This window comes from Tardiphaga sp. P4_G1, assembly GCF_056401215.1.
On record NZ_JBFUJU010000003.1, the window covers coordinates 433193 to 453146 of the forward strand.

The following is a 19954-nucleotide window of genomic DNA, read 5'->3' on the forward strand; positions in this document are numbered from 1 at the left end:
CATCTTCACGCAAGGTCGGCGCTGCACAGTGCGGCCATGATATTCGCGCGAGACTTGCCATGGCCGACGTAATGATTTCAGCCCTGCCGGCCGAACGGCGGGCCGGCACGGACGTGGCCTTTGCATTCGGCATCGTCACCATTCTGGTGATGCTGGTGCTGCCGGTTCCGACGATCCTGATCGACCTCGGCCTGGCCTTCTCGATCGCGTTGTCCGCGCTGATCCTAATGGTGTCGCTATGGATTCAGCGGCCGCTGGATTTCTCGGCATTTCCGACCGTGCTACTGATCGCGACCATCCTGCGTTTGGCGCTCAACGTGGCGACCACACGCGTGATCCTGTCGCATGGCGGTGAGGGAGAACACGCCGCCGGCTATGTCGTCGCCGGCTTCGCCAAATTCGTGATGGGCGGTGATTTCGTCATCGGTCTGATCATCTTTGCAATTCTCGTTACCGTGAATTTCGTAGTGATCACCAAGGGTGCGACGCGTATCGCCGAAGTCGGTGCTCGTTTTTCGCTTGACGCTATTCCGGGCAAGCAAATGGCGATCGACGCCGACCTGTCGGCGGGTCTGATCGATGACAAGGAAGCGCAGCGCCGGCGCCACGAGCTGGAGGAGGAGAGTTCGTTCTTCGGCGCCATGGATGGTGCCTCGAAATTCGTGCGCGGCGACGCCATTGCCGGCCTGATCATCACGGCCATCAACATCTTTGGTGGCATCATCATCGGCGTCACTCATCATGGCATGGAACTGTCACGCGCCGCTGACGTCTTCACCAAGCTCTCCGTTGGTGACGGCCTGGTCTCGCAGATCCCCGCGCTGATCGTGTCGCTCTCGGCCGGTCTGCTCGTCTCCAAGGGCGGCACCCGCGGCTCTGCCGAGCAGATGGTGCTGAAGCAGCTCGGAAAGTATCCGCGCGCCCAGTCAGTTGCCGCGATGATGATGTTCGCGCTCGGTCTGCTCCCCGGCCTGCCATTCCTGCCCTTCGCGCTGCTTGGCAGCGCCATGGCCTTCATGAGCTTTACGCTCCCGCGCCAGCAGGCCGCCCGCGCGAAGGTGGAACAGGCGCGCATCGCGCAGGTTCAGGAAAAGGTGCAGATCGAGAACAGGGATTCCGTCAAGGAATTGCTCAAGACCTCCGATGTCGAGCTCTGCGTCGGTAGCCAGCTTGCGATCCAGATGCTGAATGCCCATGGGGAATTGGCGCATCGCGTCGCCAAGGTTCGGCGGCGTTTCGCTGCCCAATATGGCTTCGTCATTCCCGAGATCAAGCTGACCGATGACCTCTCCATCGGGCCGAAGTCATATCGTATCAAGATCTACGGCACCGTCGTGGCCCATCACGAATTACGTATCGGCGAGTCTCTCGTGTTGTTTGACGGCGATCGGAAGCCAGATGTTCCGGGCGACGAGACAATCGAACCCGCTTTCGGGATGAAGGCGATGTGGGTTCCGGAGACGTTTATTGATGAAGTCAAACAGGATGGATTCAAGATCGCTGACAATATCTCGGTGCTGCTCACACATCTCAGTGAGGTTGTCCGCAACAATCTGGCCCAGCTCCTTACCTACAAGGACACCCGCGCACTGATTGAACGGCTCGATCCCGAATACAAGCGGCTGATCGAGGATATGGTGCCATCGCAGATTTCTTATTCAGGACTGCAGGCGGTGTTCAAGCTTCTGCTGGCAGAGCGGATCTCGATCCGCAATCTGCATCTCATTCTGGAAGCCATCGCCGAGATCGCGCCGCATGTGCGTCGGTCCGAGCATGTGGCCGAACACGTACGGATGCGCATTGCGCAGCAGATCTGCGGTGATTTCGCCGACAACGGCGTGCTCAAGGTGCTCCGCCTCGGCAATCGCTGGGACCTCGCCTTCCATCAGAGCATCAAGCGCGACGGCAAGGGTGAGATCGTGGAATTCGACGCCGATCCGCGGCTGGTCGAGCAATTTGCGGATGACGTGTCGGTTGCGGTCCGCAAGGCGGCTGCCAATGGCGACACTGCGGTGCTGGTCGCGCCGCCTGACGTCCGTCCTTATGTTCGTATGATCACCGAGCGCATGTTCCCCACGCTGCCGGTGCTGTCGCATGTGGAGATCGCACGTGGAGCCGAGGTAATGTCACTCGGAGCTGTGTCTTGATCGCAAGCAGCTCCGTCTCCATCCTGGCTACGTTCCTGATCTTTTGCCGCATCGGGACTTGCATGATGGTGGCGCCGGGCTATTCCCGCGTCAATATCCCGACGCAGATCCGGTTGTTCCTCGCTATCAGCGTCACCCTGATGCTCACGCCCCTGCTGGAGTCCACGGTTCGCCCGGCTGTGGAAGCGGCGACGGCGCCTGATCTCCTCCGCCTGATCATGTCCGAGCTGATGGTGGGCCTGGTCATCGGACTCACGGCACGCATGTTCTTCGCTGCGCTGGAAACGATGGCCACATTCGTCGCATCGGGGATCGGTCTGACCCTCCCTGGTGTCGCCGACGATGGCGAGCATGTGCCAGCGCTGGTGCCGCTGATCACGCTGACTGCGACGGTGGTCTTCTTTGTAACCGACCAGCATTGGGAATTGTTGCGCGGCCTGGTCGGGTCCTATCAGATCTGGTTGCCGGCAACCGGGATCAGCGCCGAGGGCGGGTTGACGCAACTCGTAGATCATCTCTCCATGGCCTTTACGCTGGCGCTCCGGGTCGCAAGTCCCTTCGTCGTCTATGCTGTCATCGTCAATTTCGCGGTTGGTCTCGCCAATAAACTGACGCCAAGCATTCCCGTCTACTTTATCTCGATTCCCTTTGTACTCACTGGCGGTCTGTTGCTGCTCTATCTCACGGGCCGCGAAATGGTGCTGCAATTCAGCATCGCTTTCGCATCCTGGCTGTCCGGGTGACGAACCATGCAGAAGCGCGACCACAAGATCCGCCGTATCGCCGCCGTGCAGGCCAGGCTGCACCGGATTGCCGAGTGGCAGCTGATGGAATGCCAGGCACGGGAGAACCAGCTCGAGGAGAAGCAGCGCCTCATTCTGGAAGGGTTCAATGATGAGAGCAAGCTTCCGGATTTGGCCGTGCAGACCGCCAGCCAAAGTCTGCGCGCCGCTAGCATCGAGCAAGGCGTCGTAGCCAAGACCAGGGAAAGACTGGCGGCGCATGCGCGCGACGAAGGCCGCAAGCTGAAACATGCGCTGAAAATGGTGAAGTCGGCGGTCGGACGCACGGTTCGGGCCGACGAAAAGCGGGTTCTGGACGACGAGATCGACAAGGCCGCACGGCGGTCGATCGAGGGAGCATAGACCGATGGGAATTCTGACAGTTGCGCAGGGTATGTCATGACAGTGGCCCCGGTATCGAACGATCTGATCGCGGATGTCATGAAGGCGGCGGATCCGGCCGCTCAACGTGTCGCGGCAACGAGGCTTGAGCGTATGGCGCCGGCGGGCGGGGCGAACTTCGCATCTGCGGTCGCCGACGAGTTTGCCGCAGGGCAGGCCGCCCAGAGCTCAAAGTCTGCCCCCGTCAGCGGCGGAGAGATAGCGTCAACGCCGATCATCCGGAAGGCTGAGGGAAGCAATCCGGTCTACCGCAAGTTCGAAGCCTTCGTGCTGCAGATGTTCGTGGAAACGATGCTGCCGAAGGATGCGGAGGACGTATTCGGCAAGGGTACCGCCGGCAATGTCTGGCGTTCGATGCTCGCCGAGCAGATCGGCAATGAAATGGCCAAGGGCAACGGCGTCGGCATCGCCAAGCAACTGGCCAAATCGCGCCCGACATCGGCTCCAACTTCCGAAGGCTAACGGCCGAATCCGGCCATGACAGTAGAGATCGACATGGAACAGATCGAACAGCAGACCTCAGTCATCCCCGTCGAGGCGCAGGCTCTGGCCTTGCCTGAGACCGACCTTCCTGAGTCGGCAGTGCAGGAAGCCCCCATTTTCGGCGAGGCGGACGATACGCCTGGTCAATGGCTCGGCACCCAAAGCAGCGCGCTGACCGCGATTGATCGGTTAAAAGCAACCATCGACGAAGAGACGGAGAAGCTTGAGGTTCGCGCCGTAGTGGACTTCGACGGCTTCAGTCAGCGCAAGAACCGTGGTCTGCTCGAGCTGACTCGTGCGATGCGGCTGACTCAGGACATCAAGAACGATCCGCGCGTCACGCCGCAACTCACACTGTTGCGCGCCAGCCTGATCCGTAATCAAGCGGCGTTACAGATCCATCTCGATGCGGTGCGTGAGGTCTCGGCCATCATCGCGCGTTCGATCCAGGAGGTTGAATCGGACGGCACCTATTCCCTGGCGATCGCAGGCAAGCGCAAATGATGAAGCTGCTGATCACGGGCATTTGGGCCTGCCTCGTCACTGTGGGTACCAGTTTCGGGATCTCCTACTGGAAGGAGACTGCGGCCGCATTGCCCGCGAAGCAGGACCAACCTGAAGGTCTGGTTTATGAAAAGGTCAAGGTGATCAATGTGCCGATGATCGCCGACGGCAGCGTTCAGGGCTATATCGTCACCCAACTCGTCTTCACCGCTAACGCCAAAGTCCTGCGTCAGCTGCCGGTGCCGCCGGAGCCGTTCGTCGTCGATGAAGCATTCCGTATGATCTATGGCGACCAGAAGCTCGATTTCAAGAATCTCGGTCGTTACGACCTCACACAATTCGCACAGACGGTGCGCGCGCAGGTCAACAAGCGTCTGCAGACGGAGGCGCTGCAGGAAGTCCTGGTGCAGGATTTCAACTATGTGTCGAAGGATCAGATTCGCCGCTGAGACTACAACGAGTGGTCATCGCTGTGGTACGGTGATACTCGATGATCTAGCGTGGTGGATGTGTGGTACTTCGTGTTGCGCTAGAAGCTCTGTGTCTTGCACAGCAGTTCGAGGAGGCGGTGGACGCCAACGCCGTGGTCGGCGTCCTCTTGCGCGTAAGGCGTGAGCCTTAGTTCGCCTTTGAAATAGGCGCTTCGTTAGCGGGACGAGACTTCAGATCGTCCAGCCGGTAACCCATATAACGCTTCGATTCGATCGGGTCGAAGCCGAGATGATCGCGTAGCTTCTTGCGCAGCTTGCTCACATGGCTTTCGATCACATTCTCATCGAAGCTGGCATCGAACAGACCGTAGATGGCGTTGAAGAGCTGGGTCTTCGTCAGCCATTTGCCCTGATGCCCGACCAGGTGTTCGAGAATGCGTAGTTCGCGTCGTGGCAGAATCAAAGTGCGACCGGCAACCTCCGGGTCGCGGCCATCGAGAAAGACACGAATTACGCTCGTTTGTGCCGGTTCATGCTGATCGATGGTGCGGCGGCGAATAACTGCCGTTCGTGCCATGATCTCGCGGACGTGGACCGGTGCGTGAACGACGTCATCGACGCCAGCTTCGAATAACTCAATGGTCTGCTTGAGGTGCTTCAGGCTGTTGAGCGCAATAATCGGCGCCCGTGACCTGTTGCGGATACTGGATGGGATGCTCGTCCGATCCGGACAATCGCCCAGCAGAAAGGCCCGAATGACAGTTAAATCATTACCAACGGCACATTCCAGCCAATCGCGAAAGTCTGTAGAAGTGAAGCCAATCGATACAACCCCTTCGCGATCAAACCCGGCCGCATAGCCTTGTGTGACGCCCTCTCGGTCATCGATTACAACAAACATTTTAATCCCCTGCGTGTTCGCCTTGATATCGTTATGGGGTCGAATTAGGCGCACTCGCCCCATTTTTGTCTTGAAGACGCAACACAACAGTTACTTGAGCGGATGGATGGGCCTTTGAGCGATTCGCTGACTTGCAAATGGGAGGCCCGGTCGCTTTTTACGGGATACCCAATGCTGTGATGCGGTCAGCTCACATTCTCCGGCTTGCATTCATCCGTAGTTTCAGAGAGCTCCCTCTCGCTATGTGAACACGACATGACATCTCATGGTCGTGCACGGTCGGTGGCAGAACCGAACCAGCGCTAATGTCAAAACGGGGGAAGTGGCCGATCGCGTGCCGTATCGTCGATATCTGGCGCTTTGATCGGCTGAACTTGCCCGAGTTGTCACACACGCGAATCGGCATACTGATCATCAAGATGATACCGCATCATCAAGTAGTCGAGGTGCACAAATTTGCAAAGAGTCGTGCATGCAAACCATGCAGTTGAAGCAAACTAACAAGTGGATAATTCATGAAGGGCGACGATTTAGTCGGCCCCTTTTTGCATCGAACTATCTCACAGCGTGTCGTCACAGATGCAATCGCGACTTCACCGGTTTGAACCAGTGCAGTACCACACGGCAAAACGCATTGATTGTCGTGCGCGGGCATATGGAGCGAGAGTCTGTTCGTCATGTGCGGGGCAGCAACATGCGATTGCGTGGGTCCGATATCAGTCGGCATCGGCCAATACTGATATCCGCTCTCAAGAGCGTGCCATATAGGGCGCTCGGATCGCTCGATACGAATCCGAAGTTGCCGATCTTGTCGGCGTCGTCCTTGGTAGTCATCCAGCGTGTCACGAGCATCCTGCCTGTGCGTGGCCGTTAGTATCGATCAGTCAGATCGAGGCATCAATTCAGCGACCTGAAAGGATGACGCCTCTGCTGGTCAGAACCTGCCAGCGGTTGTTTTCGTTCTTGATTTCCTGGATCCGCCCGAGAGCAGGGACATCCTGCCCCGGCACGACCTCAATCACGCCGGTCTTCCCCTCGAGCACTGCGACGCCATCATAGGCGCGGCGCACGTGCCAGCCGGGAATAACTTCGCGTGACGTACTTGCTGGCCGCTGCGCCTGAGGCTGCACCGTGCCGGTGATATCGGCAGTATTCGCCAGCGTGGCTGCGACCTGTACCGCTTGCGCTTTCTCATCGGCAATGCGTGCAAATTTCGCAGCCAGAGCGGTTTGTTCGCGGTCGGCGCGATCTTGTGCGCGGCTTGCCTGTTCGGCGGCCTGCGTACGGGCAGCTTCAGCGGCAGCGCGACTGCTCGCCACATCGCCGGTCATCTCCGCAACTTGCCGTCGTAGCTGCGCGACGGAATCGCGAATGCTGCGAAGATCCGCATCAGATACGGCTGAAGATGTCATCGGCCGCAGGAGCAGATAGGCAATCGCGCCAGCGGAAACGAGCGTTGACAGGCCGACGACCATCGCCAGGGAGAAGAATGGAGCTTTCCATGCCGGCGATTGTAACGGTCTTGCGACAATACGGGCGGGCGGCACAGTGAAGCGCACCTTTGCCTTGATCGGCTCTTCGCGGGTGGAAATGCGAGCGCGTTGCATATTCGCCCGCGCTTCGCTGGCGAGAAGCTCGTCGATCGCGGCGGCAGCAGCGATGTGAGGTTTTGGCGTGGAGTGTGAATTCGGTGATTGCTCACGAAACATGCTGCCGTTTTCCACAGCGGTCGACTGTGAATCCGACGGTTTCTTGGACATCGTCATGCTGATCTTTGCATTGGTCATGACTGTCTGCAGTGGCAATCAAATCGTAAGAGCGGCGTAACAAGCGAAGCTTGCGCGAAGCCGTCGAGATAGATGTGTGCGCAAACGATCAACCGACGGTCGATCTTCATCGCACGACGATGCAGTTCGTTCGAACGATGATCGGGTGCCGTCCGCACGGATATGTCGTGCACAAGAGCGCATAGGAGTTGTGTAGTTATCGGTGTGGTCTTCGTGTGGTCACCGGCTGCTAGCCGCTCATCTCACGATCGTCACGGGTTGGCGATTTGATCGAAGAAATGGAGAATGGCGCACGCACCATCAATGAGATGCGCGACAATCAAATTAAAGTCGACCCAAAGAATATTGAAATTGATTCGTAAAAATATAGATGAGTCGAGCTGCCTCACTCCAAAGTCTATCAGATCAAATCGGTAAATCCGCGCATTGAGTTAAATGCCGTAAATCTTGATAATAGATCGATAGGGGCTATTCATCGGTTGATGAAGTGGCGTTTTAAGAAACCGACACTATTGCCGTGGCCATGGATATCGATCTCAAAAGCCTTCGCGATTACGTGAAATTGTTGAAAGCCGAGCGGCAGGATTCGCCGATCGGCAAGATCAAATCCGGCGCGACTGAAATTATTCGAAAGAACCTTCGGGAACTGGAGCGGATGCACCGTGAAGACGGCGCAACGTGGACCGAAATTGCTGCGGGCCTTGCTGCGCAGGGCGTTACCCAGGGTGATGGTCAGCCCATCACTGGCCGTCGCCTCACAGCTCTGATGCATAATATCAGGGTGCAGGAAGAACGGAGTCTCGCCCGGGGAAAGGCGCTTGGTGATGCGCCTGATCAGGACCCGCCCGAGCCACAAGGCACTGCCGACTGAGTCACGTTGCGAATTGTCAAATTCGATCCATTCAAAATGAGTCCTTTGTTGACGACCTTCTGTCACCAAGATCGTTGGAGTGGATCGAGTTGAAAGAGGACGGGCATGGTGCTCCCGCCGCATTGCGGCATGGGCTCTGCCTTTGGCATTCGCTCGACATTGATTGTCTTGTGTGGCGCCTGCTTCAGCTCCGACAGTTCGGTTATCTGACGTGCCGACGCTCGGCCTTGTCCACCCTGATATGCGATCAGCTTCATGACCAACCAGGTATGGATCCAGTCCGCCGCGCGCTCAGGATGTTATGCTTCATCATGTCCTGTAGAGGATGTGGCTACGGCGCGTGGTGCGCCCAGTTGACGACATGGAATATGGGTGATGGCGCGGGGGCGCTCATCGACTGATCCTGCCGCGTCAGCGGTCGCGGTGCGGAAAATGAAAATTAGAATGCCCGCCGACCTTCAACAGGTTGAGCAGCGGTCCCCGCCGAGTGTTGTAGAAACTGCAGCCGGTGCAGCAAGCGAACAGCCGGTGTCCGATCGCAGGTAGCTCTGGGAGAGGCTAAAAGGCACCTTGAGGGCAGCTCGCCAAAAACGCTTGCAAACGGGCATGTTGCAGCCTTCTTCGCCCTCGTCAGACGCGCTTTTTTGTTGCATTCATGTCGTGTCGCGCATCAATCCGTGATGGCGATACCCGTTCTATTGCAACTCCTGTGAGCTGGCCTCGTCTGTTAAGGAATTCCATCGGTGAGTGCGACGGCAGAAAGCCCAAATAGGACCAGACCGAGAATCCTCGAATTGGGCTCCTGGCACTACTGCAAGGATATCTATCCGGAAGAGACGGATGTGCTCTGGACGGGGGAACGTCCGATCCCTCGCGGGCGAGCGGCGAAAGGCTTCGCCGACTGCACGCCCTGGCGATTTATCAAGGCGATGCGTGAGGCGCGACGCGGGGCATACGACCTGATCATCGTCTATATGCCACTACGCCCGGCGTGGCATCCGCGCTACTGGCTACGCGCTTTCTTCCGGCAACCGCTTCGCCCGCTATCCGCGATGACAAGAGTGTTCGGCGTCTCCTGGCTACGATTCGTGAAGCCTCCCGTGCCGATCACCGTTCTGGATATGAACGACGCCTTCATCGTCGGCTCGCATAACTTTTTTCTGCTCGACAAGGCTACCGCGGCTTTTAAACGCGAGCTTCCCGTCGATCGGTGGCACATTCTCTGCCACTCGGCCCATCCGGCACTTCCGACGCGGCGCATACGGCGCAATCGGCGCTGGAACGAACGTCTGGCGAAGATCCGCCCCATTTCGCTTCCTGCAACAAGGATCGATACCGATAGCGAACCTCCGGAAAAGACATCTGACGTGTTTTTCGTTGGCGAGGTCGCGGAAAATTCGTGGGTGCGCCGTGTCGGTCTTTCAGAACTCGAGGCGTTGAGAAGCAAGGGTCTCAAGGTCGATATTCCGCATGAGAGGCTACCGCATGACGAGTTCCTGCGGCGGCTTTCGAGCGCATGGCTGGCCTGGTCGCCGTCGGGCTATAGCTGGGAGTGCTATCGAACCGCCGAGGCGGCGCAATGTCTGACCGTGCCGGTTCTCAACTATCCGACGGTCGAGCGTCACGCGCCCGTTCGAGAACACGAGCATGTTCTGCTGTACGACGTAACCCCGGGCAGTCTGTCGGCCGTGATCGAGCGCGGACTGAGCGACAAGCCGCATCTGCGCCAGATGGCACTGGATCTGCGCGAGCATGTTCGCAAATATCATCTGCAGGACGCGATGGTCGATTATGTCATCGACGAGACGCTGCGTGCTGATGGTCGAACGGCTTAACGGAGGCAAAGCTCTGAGGCGCAATCCGTTGGGCTTGACCCCGCAAAGGCCGCCTAGCGCGGCGCGGCAAGATCTGGCGCACCCGACACGATTCGAACGTGTGACCTTTGCCTTCGGAGGGCAACGCTCTATCCAGCTGAGCTACGGGTGCTTGAGCGTCCATTTAGCCGATTGGCCGGGCGGCGGCAACGGCTGGCCGGGGTGGTTTTGGGCGAAAACGGCTCGGTTGGAGGGTGCGCTGCCCTCTTTCAGGCGGCGATCGCACGTTTGCATCGTGTCGAGATGCGCGGAAGCGTTCGCGCCGCGGGTGTGGCGGGTATTTCGCGCGGGCGAGGGGACGAGGTTGCGCCCGTGATTGTCCCGGAACCTCGCCCATTTGCTCAATCACGCTGTGTTTGGCAGCGGGGTATCGTCCGATCGCGAATGCTGAACCTGGAACGCTAGCCGAGTGACATAACTGCGGCTACCCAGGCGCCGCTCTGCGAACCGACCCAGGCGCCGGCCGTTCCCGCGTTGAACATCGGAGGACGTCCCATGAATGCGAACCAGGCTCTTTGGGAGAAAGGCGATTTCACCCGTATCGCTGAGACGATGCGTGCCAGCGGCGAAGCGCTTGTCGCGTCGATAGGGATCACGCGCGGAAGTGATGTGCTCGATCTTGGATGCGGAGATGGGACGACAGCGCTTCCAGCAGCAAAAGCCGGGGCAAACGTCACGGGCGTCGATATTGCACGTAATTTGGTGGAGGCCGGCAACAGGCGCGCGATGGCGGAAGGGCTTACGTGTCGTTTTCAGGAAGGCGATGCGTCGAATCTGAAAGATATCAAGGACGACAGTTTCGATCTCGTTGTCAGCATCTTCGGCGCGATGTTCGCGCCCAGGCCATCGGATGTTGCCAGGGAAATGGTTCGCGTCACGCGGCCAGGCGGCCGGATTGTGATGGGAAACTGGATCCCGAACGATCCCACTCTGGTGGCGCAGATCCTCAAGATCAGCTCGTCCTATTCGCCCCCTCCGCCGGAAGGCTTCGTAAGTCCTATGACCTGGGGGCTCGAGGACAATGTTGTCGAGCGCTTCACCTCGGCCGGCATTCCGAAGCCAAATATCTCATTCGCTCGTGACTCCTACGAATTCAACTTTGCCGGACCGCCGGCAAAGTTCGTCGACCAGTTCAAGGCATATTACGGCCCGACCATGAATGCCTTCGATGCGGCTGAAAAAGATGGTCGCGCCGACACCTTGAAGGGAGAGCTTGTAAAGCTCTTCGAGAGTCAGAATAAAAGCTCCGATCCTTCGACGACATCGGTGAAGGCGACGTTCCTGCGCGTGACCGTCCGCAAACCGTGACATGACTGCAAGCGAGCTGCTGCACAGCCAATTCGACATGGGGCTGTGCAGCAGGAAGGCGATCCCCGTCGTCTTTGCTCTGCGGCATGTGGAAGCACACTTGACATGGATCGCGAAACGATCACGTTGGCCTCAATCAAGTGAACGCCGGCCCAAAATGGCGTCACGACCTCAGGGAGGAACCAATGTTCACAAGACGCGGTGTTCTGCTCTCTTCAATCGCGGGAGCGGTCGTGCTCAGCAATAGATTTGCGGTTGGCAAGGCCGCGCAGCCGGCGACGCCGTTGAATTTCCAGGTGCCTGCGGACGCCTGCGACTGTCACACCCATATTCATGGCGATCCCGAAAAATTCCCGTTCTTTGCAGGCCGCGTCTACACGCCGGAACTGGCGTCGCCGGAGGAAATGGCGGCGCTGCACAAGGCGCTCGGCGTCAAGCGTGTGGTGATCGTCACGCCCAGCATCTACGGTACTGATAATTCGGCGACCCTGTTCGGCATGAAGGCACGCGGCAGCGACGCGCGCGGCGTTGCCGTCATCGATGACAAGACACCGGAGAGCGAGCTCGACGCCATGATGGCCGCGGGCATTCGCGGCATGCGGATCAATCTTGCGACCAGCGGCGTGAGCGATCCCGCCGTCGGCAAGCAGCGTCTCCAGGGCGCGATCGAGCGTATGAAGACGCGCGGCTGGCACATCCAGATGTTCACCAATCTGCCATTGGTATCCGCGATCAAGGATGTTGTTGCCAGTGCGCCGATGCCGCTGGTGTTCGATCATTTCGGTGGCGCGGAAGCCAGGCTCGGGCTGGATCAGCCGGGCTTTGCGGACCTGCTCGACCTCGTCAAAACCGGCAAGGCCTATGTGAAGATTTCCGGCGCCTATCGCGCTTCGACGCAAGGGCCGGATTACCCGGACGTCGCACCGCTGGCGAAGGCGCTGATCGCAGCCAATCCGGAGCGGATCATCTGGGGCACCGACTGGCCGCATCCGGATTCGGTGACGCCGGCTGGCAGGAAGCCGACCGAGGTCACGCCGCTCTTTCAGATTGACGACGGCCGCCTGCTGAACCAGCTCGCGGTGTGGGCGCCCGACGCGGCACTTCGCAAGACAATCCTCGTCGACAATCCCGCACGGCTTTACGGCTTCTGACCACTGGCGTCACCTCGCCGCCTTCTTTGTCCCGCAAGAGTTCCGGATCGGCGGAACTCTCGTCTCTGCCAGAGGTTTGCCCCCGACCGCGACGGGCGGTCGAGGGAGCCCCATGCTGTCAAATCTGCAGGTGTTGCGCGGCGTAGCTGCCCTTGGTGTGGTGTTCTTCCACACCGGCTACAAGTTCGCGGGCGATTGGCACACCGAATTCTTCGGGGTCTCCACCTTCTTCGTCATCTCCGGCTTCATCATGTGTTTCATCACCCGGAAGGGTGATGACGATTTTCTCGCCAAGCGCCTGGAGCGGATCGCACCGCTCTATTGGCTGTGCACAGCCGTGCTTCTTGTCGTGATGTTCGGATCTGCGCTGCTTGAGGCAGAGACATGGGCAAAGCCGTTGGATGGCCGTTCGTCCGAGCCGCTCTGGGCCTATGTCGGCCGCAGCCTGATGTTCGCGCCGATCGGTGACAAATATCCGATCCTGAATGTCGGTTGGTCGCTGAACTACGAGGTGTATTTTTATCTGATCTTCGCAGCCGCGCTTGTGATCAGCCGCCGTCTGGCGCCGCTGATCGTTGTCGGATGCCTGGTGGCGTTGAACTATGCCGCGGCCGCCGTCTGCACGGCGGCTGCCTGCCACTATCTGTCCTTCGACTATACGAAGTTCTTCATCGCCGGGATCGCGATCTTCTATGCGCTGCAGGTTTTTGCTCCCGCTGCACCACAACGCTCCATTGTCTGGATCGGCGCCGCACTCGTCGCACTCTGCTATGGGTCGCAATTCGTGGGGCCGCTATGGGCAAACAGCGTCACGCCGTCGGTCTATATGGCGCTCGCCGCAGCCGCGCCGGTCGTGATTGTCGCCAGTGCGCTGTTTGTCGAATATGCCGGCGGCGCCATAACCTGGCAGCCGCTGATTCTGATCGGTAATGCGTCCTACGCCATCTATCTCACGCATCCGATCGTTTTCGACGTCATGAAAACAGGTAATGAGCGATGGCTTCAGCTGCCGACGCCCGAGGCATCGACAATGATGATGCTGTGTTATGTCGCCATAGCCGGCGGCGCGGGCATCATCGTGCATCTCACAATTGAAAACCCGCTGCTTCGCGTGATCAGGCGCAGGCGGCAACCGGGCATCAAAACACTCGTGTCAGGCAGTGGGCTTGATGCCGTGGGTCGACAGCATCAAGCCGCATAGGTTCTGCCTCAGCTCCGGATCATGTTGATCGAGACGTCGCGAATCTGACCCTTGGAGCTGATCGAGACCAGCTGCTTATTGCCCTTGGTCGTCAGCGTCAGGTTGGCGGCGAAGCCGGCGGCCTCGACGAAGACATCGATCTGGCCACCGCCGGCGCTGCCCTGCAGATTGCCGAAGATATTGCGGCTGGCTTCGCCCCAGGTGCCGGTCACCCGATTACCCTGGCTCTTCACATCGCTGCTGAGTTCGAACTTGTAGCTGTCGCTGGCGCAGCGGAGGGACTGTTTCAGCGCGGTACCGCCGACAACGTTGTAGGTGGCGCGGCAGCGAATTTGTTCGGAGGAGCCATCCGACAGCGACACGGTGCCGCTGCCGCTCCACGATCCGTCAAAGCCGGCAAAAGGGCTCGCCGACTGGGCCTGGCTCGCCGTCGCCGACAGCATCAGGATTGCGCCGACAGTGGCGGCCTTGAGGGTGTGTCCGATCAGATGTGCGCTGAATGAGGTCATGGTGATGGCTTTCTGTGTCTGGGGATATCGGAGGGGAGGGGTGCGATCAGGCGCGACGCGTGAGCGTCAGATAGGCGAGTTTCGCGGTCGCCGTATCAGGGGCGATCTGCGCGCCGTTGTAGGAAAAGGTGCCGATACCCGGCAGGTCGTTCATCGCGGTGCCAGAGAATGACGGACCGGCAAAGGTGAACGAGAAGGCAAGGATGAAACCGATGATGCGCATGTGACTGTCCCTGTTGGGCGGCGCTGTGTGCCGCTTCGTTGGACAGATGGATAACCATGCCCGGTTTCGGGCGGTCTGCGTCGGTGCGGAAAATGGTTTCGTCCGGGGATCGTTTTGTTTCGCCGCGGGCCTCGCCACGAAACACAAAAAGGCCGGGGCAGCGGTGCCGCCTCGGCCTCGATTGGGTTCAACCCGAGTGGATCAGGTGCTAGTCGACCGTCTGGATCACGTTGGAAATCGGGCGCGCATTGCTGGTTTTCACCGGCTGCAGTTCGGCGGCGATGGCGGCGTCGTAGCTTGCGATGGTCGGCAGCGTATCCTTGGCGCGGATATGCACCACCTTGTAACCGCCGGCCTTGAGCTGGGCGAGCAGATCCGGCACCGCGGCGGCGGACCACTTGTGCAGGTCATGCATCAGGATGATGCCCTTGCCCTTCTTCTTCAGCTTTTCCATCACCGAGGCGACCAGCTTGCCGGCATTGTGGATGCGGAAATCCTCGGAATCGATGTCGATGGAGAAGGCGGCGATGTTGCGTTCGGCGAGATAGGCCTTCAGCTCCGCATTCTGGCGCAGCTGCGGGAAACGGAAGAAGGGTGACAGCGGCTGGCCGGCCATCAGCGTGATGGCGCTGATGCCGCGCTCGATCTCGTCCTTGGCTTCCTGCGGGGTCTTGGTCGCCAGATTCTGGTGTGACCAGGTATGGGTACCGACCGAATGGCCAGCCGCGATCACCTGCTTCAACACCGCAGGATGCCAGGTGGCATGCTTACCAATCGGGAAGAACACGGCCTGAACGCATTGCGCGCTGAGCGCCGCCAGCACGGCGGGCGTGGTCACCGGCCACGGGCCGTCATCGAAGGTCAGCACGACTTCGCCGGGCTGCAGGAAGTCATAGTCGCGATATTGCGACATACCGAGGCCGGGGCCACCGGTGGTGTCGATCTGTACAGTGCGTGACACGCCAAGCGCGTTCGGATTGTTGCAGACGGGCTTGGCGATGGTCGGGCGTTTTTCCATGGCCGGAGCGGCGGGCATCGGCGTGGCGGCCGGTGCGGCTGCGACAGCCTGCACACGCGGCGGCGGTTCGGTCGGTGCGGCCGAATTCGACTTCGGCGCGCGCGTGTCGATCGAGGCGGTGGTGAGCTCGCCTTTATCCGCTTTCGCGCTGGTCTGAGCGCCGGCGGGCCCGAAGAAATGCCAGGCGCCAGCGCCCGCGGCGACAACCGCCGTGAAAGAACCTGCAACGATCAAAAAAGGAAGCTTACGCATAATCACTCCGGCGCCCGAGGCCCACCTCGTTTCACCATTGAGCGAAATAGTTAATCACGCGTATGCGCGGCGCACTCTCAACGAGAAAATTTGAATTTGTTCAACGCAATGCGCGTTAGGCCGGTACGATGACCTTACCGATCGGCCATAGCGCGATGCCGGCGAGCTTCAGATGTGCCCAGGCAAAGGGAATGCCGACGATGGTGATCGCCAGGGCCAGCGCCGCCAGGAGATGGCCGATCGCCAGCCACCAGCCGGCCAGCACTAGCCAGATCACATTGCCGATCAGGCCGAACACACCCGTGCCGATGTCGCCGCGGCCGGTGACGGCCTCGCGGTCAACGGCGCGCTGGCCGAACGGCAGCAGCGTATAGGCGGCGATATTGAAGGCGGCGCGGGCCCAGGGCAGGCCGATGATGGTGATGGCCATCACAACGGCCGCGATTAGCCAGCCGACTGCCATTCCCAATCCGCCGAACACGATCCAGAGGATATTCAGAAACAGCGGGACGACGGGCATGGGGGCTCTCTGGTGATGCGTAGCGCGTGGTTTTCAGTCCCTTAACAGATGGGATGTGGTTACGGGATGACAATGACGGGGAGAGGGCGGTGCCTCAATAACCCCGGCCGCCGGAGCGGGAATAGGCGGGGCGGGCATCTGCTGCCGGACGAGCCGATGATGCACCGCGCAGGTCGCTACTGGTGCGTGCCTGTGGCTGCAGTTCTTCCAGAAAAATCGGCTTGGAGAAATAATAGCCCTGCGCATAGCGGATCTTGGTCGCGGCCTGAAGATAGGCCAGTTCTTCGAAGGTCTCGACGCCTTCCGCGATCACGGTCATGCCCAGCGCTTCGCTCAGCGACTCGATGGCGCGGAGGATGCCCTGGCTGCGCGGGCGCTTGTGAATGTCCGTAATGAAGGAACGGTCGATCTTGATCTCGTCGGCGGTGATATCGGCCAGCGCCGACAGCGACGAATAGCCGACGCCGAAATCGTCGATGGAGATGCCGACGCCGAGCGCGCGGAACATCGGCAGGATGTCGTCCTGGAAATGCGTCTTGGCGACGAATGCGTCTTCGGTCACTTCGACCATGAAGCGCGTCGGGCAGCCGGTCTCCTCGATCGCCCTGGCAAAGGCGCGCATGAATTCCGGGTTGCCAGCCTGTTTGGCGGCGACGTTGATACTGATACTGGCGGTGGCGCCGAAGGTCTCGTCGATCAGGTCGATCGACTTCATGATCTCGGCGAGCACCAGATGGGTGAGCTCGTCAATCAGGCCGAGTTCGACTGCCAGATTGATGAAGGTGCTGGGCGCCTGGATCACGCCATCGTCGTTACGCAGGCGCACCAGGGCCTCGATACCCTTGATCTCCAGGCTGCGGATATCGACCTTCGGCTGGAACGCGCAGCAGAACCGCTTGTCGAGAATCGCCAGCCGCAATGACTGTTCGGTGGCCATGCGAGTCAGCGCCTCGCTCTCCATGCTGGAGTCGAAGAATACCGCAGCGCCCTTGGTCTCATTCTTCACGCGATACATCGCGATATCGGCGTTCTGATGCAGCGCGTCGTAGTTGCGGCCGTGTTCGGGATAGAGGCTGACACCGATCGAGGCGGAGGCGAATACTTCGGAGCCGTCGATGAAGAACGGCGCACGCAGCCGCTGCACCAGCAGCTCGAGATATTCGGCGACCTCCTGCTGGCTCTGGATCGGGTTCAGTAGCAGCAGGAATTCATCACCGGAGATGCGCGACAGCATGTCGGTGCCGCGCAGGTCGAGCGCCAGCCGCTTGGCGAACTGTACCAGCAGCGCATCACCGACGCTGTGACCGTAATAGTCGTTGATGTGCTTGAAATTGTCGATGTCGAGGAAGGCCAGCGCGAAATGCGATGTCTCGCCGGAATGGCCAATGATGTCGCCGACATGTTTTTCGATCACGCGCCGCGTCGGCAGATCGGTCAGCTCGTCGTAATAGGCGCGGCGAAACAGCTCTTCTTCCATCTCTTTCTGCCGGCTCACGTCGGTGGCGCTGGACAGCAGCACGCTTCGATCACCGATACGCGCCGGACGATGCGTGGTCAGGAACACGCGCCTGTCGCGTTCGGAATTGACGCGTTCCTCGAACACCGCGGAGCGGCCGGACTGCAGCAGGTCGAGTGCAGTCTTGCGTCGATGCGTCAGTGCCTGCACCAGAAAATCCGATTGCGGATCGGGTCTGTTGAACTGGTCTGCCGATGCATTGAACTGGATTGCCGCGGCGTCATTCACCAGCAGAAAGTCGCCCTGATCGTCTTGCACGGTGACGGAGGCCGGCAGCATGCGTACGATCTCGCGCAGCATCTCCAATTCGCGTGCGGCATCGCTATCCACGAATCCGGTAGCAGCCTCGGTCGAAGAGGTTGCGGTCGGGCGGTCGCTGTCCATTGGAGAGGCCGGCGAGCCTGGGGCGGATGCGTTCTGCATGGTGGCCGAGCCTCGCAAAACGCCTTGTCGATTTGGTTAAATCGGTTCGCAAAACGCGGGTAGTTGTGTAAATGCCGCACGATTTGGAGCGGTGGCGGTGCTGACGTCATTAACAAAGCGTCAATGACGGCGGCGAAAGCGCCAGATTACTCAATGACGGCTTGTACGATCATTCTCATGATGAGCCTTTGAGCAAAACAATCTGAGTGTAATACGCCGCGATCTCAGCATGAAATTCTCCGCTCAGTCGCGCTGATCGACGGTCGAGCTCTTGCATTCCAACCCACGCGGTTGTGATCGCCGCGTGATGCAAGATTGGCGGAGAAAAATGCGCTGCATATGCCCAGAAGTTTGAAAGGAACGCCTCGTCATCGACGTAAGTCACAGTGCGCACGTCGCTATTTTCCCGGGCCACTCGACAGACTTATGTCATGACACCATCCTCTCGCGATGCCGCAATGGTCGCCCGATGCGAGAGAGACGTCGCCGATGAGCAATCCATCCAAAGCCAATGTTCTCTGGTTCCTGCCGACCCACGGCGATGGACGCTACTTGGCATCGACCCATGGTGCGCGCGACATCGACTTCAAATATCTCCGCCAGATCGCGCAGGCCGCCGATCAGCTGGGCTATTTCGGCGTGCTGCTGCCTACGGGACGCAGCTGCGAGGATTCATGGGTGGTCGCATCCGCCGTGGCGCCGTGGACCGAACAGCTTCGCTATCTCGTGGCCGTCCGACCGGGCCTGCAATCGCCGAGCGTCGCCGCGCGCATGACCGCAACGCTGGACCGTGTCACCAACGGTCGCCTCCTGATCAATGTCGTGACTGGCGGCGATCCCGTCGAGAACAAGGGCGACGGCATTTTCCTGCCGCATGACGAGCGCTATGCCGTCACCCGCGAATTCCTCAACGTCTATAACGACCTGCTGGCTGGCAAGACTGTCAATGTCCAGGGCAAGCATATCCAGATCGAGGATGGTCGTCTGATCTTCCCGCCGGTGCAGTCGCCGCGCCCGCCGCTGTATTTCGGCGGCTCGTCGGATGCCGGCATCGATGTCGCGGTGGACACCGTCGACAAATATCTCACCTGGGGCGAGCCGCCGGCGCTGGTCGCCGAGAAGGTTGCGCGCGTCAAGGCTGCTGCAGAGAAGCGCGGCCGCAAGCTGTCCTTCGGCATCCGTCTTCATGTGGTCGTGCGCGAGACCAACGAGGCGGCGTGGAAGGCCGCCGACGAGCTCATTCAATATGTCACCGACGACGTCATCGCCAACGCGCAGAAGACATTGGCGCGGCAGGATTCGGTCGGCCAGCAGCGCATGATGCAGCTGCATGGCGGACGTCGCGACAAGCTCGAGATCAGCCCGAATCTCTGGGCTGGTGTTGGCCTCGTGCGTGGTGGCGCCGGTACAGCTCTGGTCGGCGATGCGCAGACGGTGGCGGCGCGCATCAAGGAATATCAGGACGTCGGCGTCGATACCTTCATCATGTCCGGCTACCCGCATCTCGAGGAAGCCTATCGCTTCGCCGAGCTCGTCTTCCCGCTGCTGTCGCTTCAACAGCACGACAACGTCACATCGCTACGGACGCGCACCGGCCCGGTCGGTGAAATCGTTGCCAATGAGCATCGCGCGCAGAGCGCCTCGTAATTCC

The 19954-nt window shown here is 59.8% G+C and carries 19 protein-coding genes and 1 tRNA gene; 12 read left to right on the forward strand and 8 right to left on the reverse strand.

Annotated elements, in window-relative coordinates; translation table 11 throughout:
• Positions 1-59 precede the first annotated feature (59 nt).
• Genes flhA through AC1DUY_RS09770 form a run of 6 tightly spaced genes read left to right on the forward strand, consistent with a single transcriptional unit; the run spans position 60 to position 4767 of the window.
• Positions 60-2147, forward strand: a complete 2088-nt coding sequence (flhA, locus tag AC1DUY_RS09745) for a flagellar biosynthesis protein FlhA (RefSeq protein ID WP_478113846.1) — start codon at positions 60-62, stop codon at positions 2145-2147.
• On the forward strand, positions 2144-2890 hold the full coding sequence (gene fliR, locus AC1DUY_RS09750) for a flagellar biosynthesis protein FliR (RefSeq protein WP_089263450.1): 747 nt from the start codon (positions 2144-2146) through the stop codon (positions 2888-2890). The genes flhA and fliR overlap by 4 nt, the downstream gene beginning before the upstream one ends.
• A gap of 6 nt (positions 2891-2896) precedes the next feature.
• Positions 2897-3292 (forward strand): hypothetical protein, encoded by a 396-nt coding sequence (locus tag AC1DUY_RS09755; protein WP_089263451.1) that lies wholly within the window; start codon positions 2897-2899, stop codon positions 3290-3292.
• 36 nt (positions 3293-3328) lie between these two features.
• Complete coding sequence (locus tag AC1DUY_RS09760; RefSeq protein ID WP_478113848.1) at positions 3329-3793, forward strand: rod-binding protein; 465 nt, start codon at positions 3329-3331, stop codon at positions 3791-3793.
• Positions 3794-3808: 15 nt separating this feature from the next.
• Positions 3809-4318, forward strand: a complete 510-nt coding sequence (locus tag AC1DUY_RS09765; RefSeq protein ID WP_478113850.1) for a hypothetical protein — start codon at positions 3809-3811, stop codon at positions 4316-4318.
• Positions 4315-4767, forward strand: a complete 453-nt coding sequence (locus AC1DUY_RS09770) for a hypothetical protein (RefSeq protein ID WP_089263453.1) — start codon at positions 4315-4317, stop codon at positions 4765-4767. Before AC1DUY_RS09765 ends, AC1DUY_RS09770 begins: the two co-directional genes overlap by 4 nt.
• 169 nt (positions 4768-4936) lie before the next feature.
• Here AC1DUY_RS09770 and AC1DUY_RS09775 read toward each other — a convergent pair whose 3' ends face one another.
• Positions 4937-5650 carry a response regulator transcription factor gene (locus AC1DUY_RS09775; RefSeq protein WP_184512373.1) on the reverse strand — a complete coding sequence of 238 codons (714 nt, stop codon included), beginning with the start codon at positions 5648-5650 and terminating at the stop codon, positions 4937-4939.
• A 902-nt stretch (positions 5651-6552) separates the two neighbouring features.
• Positions 6553-7437: a hypothetical protein gene (locus AC1DUY_RS09780; RefSeq protein WP_478113853.1), complete on the reverse strand. Its 885-nt coding sequence runs from the start codon at positions 7435-7437 to the stop codon at positions 6553-6555.
• 523 nt (positions 7438-7960) lie between these two features.
• Between AC1DUY_RS09780 and AC1DUY_RS09785 the strand changes: the two genes are divergently transcribed.
• Complete coding sequence (locus AC1DUY_RS09785) at positions 7961-8308, forward strand: hypothetical protein (RefSeq protein WP_175369203.1); 348 nt, start codon at positions 7961-7963, stop codon at positions 8306-8308.
• 743 nt (positions 8309-9051) lie between these two features.
• On the forward strand, positions 9052-10143 hold the full coding sequence (locus AC1DUY_RS09790) for a glycosyltransferase family 1 protein (RefSeq protein WP_478113855.1): 1092 nt from the start codon (positions 9052-9054) through the stop codon (positions 10141-10143).
• A 74-nt stretch (positions 10144-10217) separates the two neighbouring features.
• Here AC1DUY_RS09790 and AC1DUY_RS09795 read toward each other — a convergent pair.
• Positions 10218-10294, reverse strand: a tRNA-Arg gene (locus AC1DUY_RS09795).
• Between the two features lie 383 nt (positions 10295-10677).
• Between AC1DUY_RS09795 and AC1DUY_RS09800 the strand changes: the two genes are divergently transcribed.
• The 3 genes from AC1DUY_RS09800 to AC1DUY_RS09810 all read left to right on the forward strand — a co-directional run bounded on the left by AC1DUY_RS09800 (position 10678) and on the right by AC1DUY_RS09810 (position 13842).
• The gene (locus tag AC1DUY_RS09800) at positions 10678-11490 is read left to right on the forward strand and encodes a class I SAM-dependent methyltransferase (RefSeq protein ID WP_478113857.1); all 813 of its coding nucleotides are present in this window, start codon (positions 10678-10680) and stop codon (positions 11488-11490) included.
• A gap of 185 nt (positions 11491-11675) precedes the next feature.
• On the forward strand, positions 11676-12641 hold the full coding sequence (locus tag AC1DUY_RS09805; RefSeq protein WP_478113859.1) for an amidohydrolase family protein: 966 nt from the start codon (positions 11676-11678) through the stop codon (positions 12639-12641).
• 112 nt (positions 12642-12753) lie between these two features.
• A complete protein-coding gene (locus tag AC1DUY_RS09810) occupies positions 12754-13842 on the forward strand; it encodes an acyltransferase family protein (protein WP_478113861.1) in 1089 nt (362 codons plus the stop codon).
• A gap of 8 nt (positions 13843-13850) precedes the next feature.
• Here the strand turns inward: AC1DUY_RS09810 and AC1DUY_RS09815 are convergent, their stop codons facing one another.
• The 5 genes from AC1DUY_RS09815 to AC1DUY_RS09835 form a co-directional block, all read right to left on the reverse strand.
• Complete coding sequence (locus AC1DUY_RS09815; RefSeq protein WP_478113863.1) at positions 13851-14351, reverse strand: hypothetical protein; 501 nt, start codon at positions 14349-14351, stop codon at positions 13851-13853.
• A gap of 46 nt (positions 14352-14397) precedes the next feature.
• Entirely contained in the window at positions 14398-14574 is a 177-nt protein-coding gene (locus tag AC1DUY_RS09820; RefSeq protein ID WP_478113865.1) for a hypothetical protein, read from the reverse strand.
• Between the two features lie 208 nt (positions 14575-14782).
• Positions 14783-15844, reverse strand: coding sequence for a polysaccharide deacetylase family protein (locus AC1DUY_RS09825; RefSeq protein ID WP_478113867.1), 1062 nt, complete (start codon positions 15842-15844; stop codon positions 14783-14785).
• 115 nt (positions 15845-15959) lie between these two features.
• On the reverse strand, positions 15960-16364 hold the full coding sequence (locus AC1DUY_RS09830) for a YccF domain-containing protein (protein ID WP_231078775.1): 405 nt from the start codon (positions 16362-16364) through the stop codon (positions 15960-15962).
• 94 nt (positions 16365-16458) lie between these two features.
• Entirely contained in the window at positions 16459-18264 is a 1806-nt protein-coding gene (locus AC1DUY_RS09835) for a putative bifunctional diguanylate cyclase/phosphodiesterase (protein ID WP_478113869.1), read from the reverse strand.
• 528 nt (positions 18265-18792) lie between these two features.
• Between AC1DUY_RS09835 and ssuD the strand changes: the two genes are divergently transcribed.
• Positions 18793-19950 carry an FMNH2-dependent alkanesulfonate monooxygenase gene (gene ssuD, locus AC1DUY_RS09840; RefSeq protein WP_068730429.1) on the forward strand — a complete coding sequence of 386 codons (1158 nt, stop codon included), beginning with the start codon at positions 18793-18795 and terminating at the stop codon, positions 19948-19950.
• Positions 19951-19954 lie beyond the last annotated feature (4 nt).

Coding starts and splice junctions, on each gene's coding strand:
- AC1DUY_RS09835 (WP_478113869.1), bottom strand. CDS start 18,264: ATGGACAGCGACCGCCCGACCGCAACCTCTTCGACCGAGGCTGCTACC.
- ssuD (WP_068730429.1), top strand. CDS start 18,793: ATGAGCAATCCATCCAAAGCCAATGTTCTCTGGTTCCTGCCGACCCAC.
- AC1DUY_RS09800 (WP_478113857.1), top strand. CDS start 10,678: ATGAATGCGAACCAGGCTCTTTGGGAGAAAGGCGATTTCACCCGTATC.
- AC1DUY_RS09805 (WP_478113859.1), top strand. CDS start 11,676: ATGTTCACAAGACGCGGTGTTCTGCTCTCTTCAATCGCGGGAGCGGTC.
- AC1DUY_RS09820 (WP_478113865.1), bottom strand. CDS start 14,574: ATGCGCATCATCGGTTTCATCCTTGCCTTCTCGTTCACCTTTGCCGGT.
- AC1DUY_RS09785 (WP_175369203.1), top strand. CDS start 7,961: ATGGATATCGATCTCAAAAGCCTTCGCGATTACGTGAAATTGTTGAAA.
- AC1DUY_RS09760 (WP_478113848.1), top strand. CDS start 3,329: ATGACAGTGGCCCCGGTATCGAACGATCTGATCGCGGATGTCATGAAG.
- AC1DUY_RS09765 (WP_478113850.1), top strand. CDS start 3,809: ATGACAGTAGAGATCGACATGGAACAGATCGAACAGCAGACCTCAGTC.
- AC1DUY_RS09810 (WP_478113861.1), top strand. CDS start 12,754: ATGCTGTCAAATCTGCAGGTGTTGCGCGGCGTAGCTGCCCTTGGTGTG.
- AC1DUY_RS09780 (WP_478113853.1), bottom strand. CDS start 7,437: ATGACCAATGCAAAGATCAGCATGACGATGTCCAAGAAACCGTCGGAT.
- AC1DUY_RS09825 (WP_478113867.1), bottom strand. CDS start 15,844: ATGCGTAAGCTTCCTTTTTTGATCGTTGCAGGTTCTTTCACGGCGGTT.
- AC1DUY_RS09770 (WP_089263453.1), top strand. CDS start 4,315: ATGATGAAGCTGCTGATCACGGGCATTTGGGCCTGCCTCGTCACTGTG.
- AC1DUY_RS09775 (WP_184512373.1), bottom strand. CDS start 5,650: ATGTTTGTTGTAATCGATGACCGAGAGGGCGTCACACAAGGCTATGCG.
- flhA (WP_478113846.1), top strand. CDS start 60: ATGGCCGACGTAATGATTTCAGCCCTGCCGGCCGAACGGCGGGCCGGC.
- AC1DUY_RS09830 (WP_231078775.1), bottom strand. CDS start 16,364: ATGCCCGTCGTCCCGCTGTTTCTGAATATCCTCTGGATCGTGTTCGGC.
- AC1DUY_RS09815 (WP_478113863.1), bottom strand. CDS start 14,351: ATGACCTCATTCAGCGCACATCTGATCGGACACACCCTCAAGGCCGCC.
- AC1DUY_RS09755 (WP_089263451.1), top strand. CDS start 2,897: ATGCAGAAGCGCGACCACAAGATCCGCCGTATCGCCGCCGTGCAGGCC.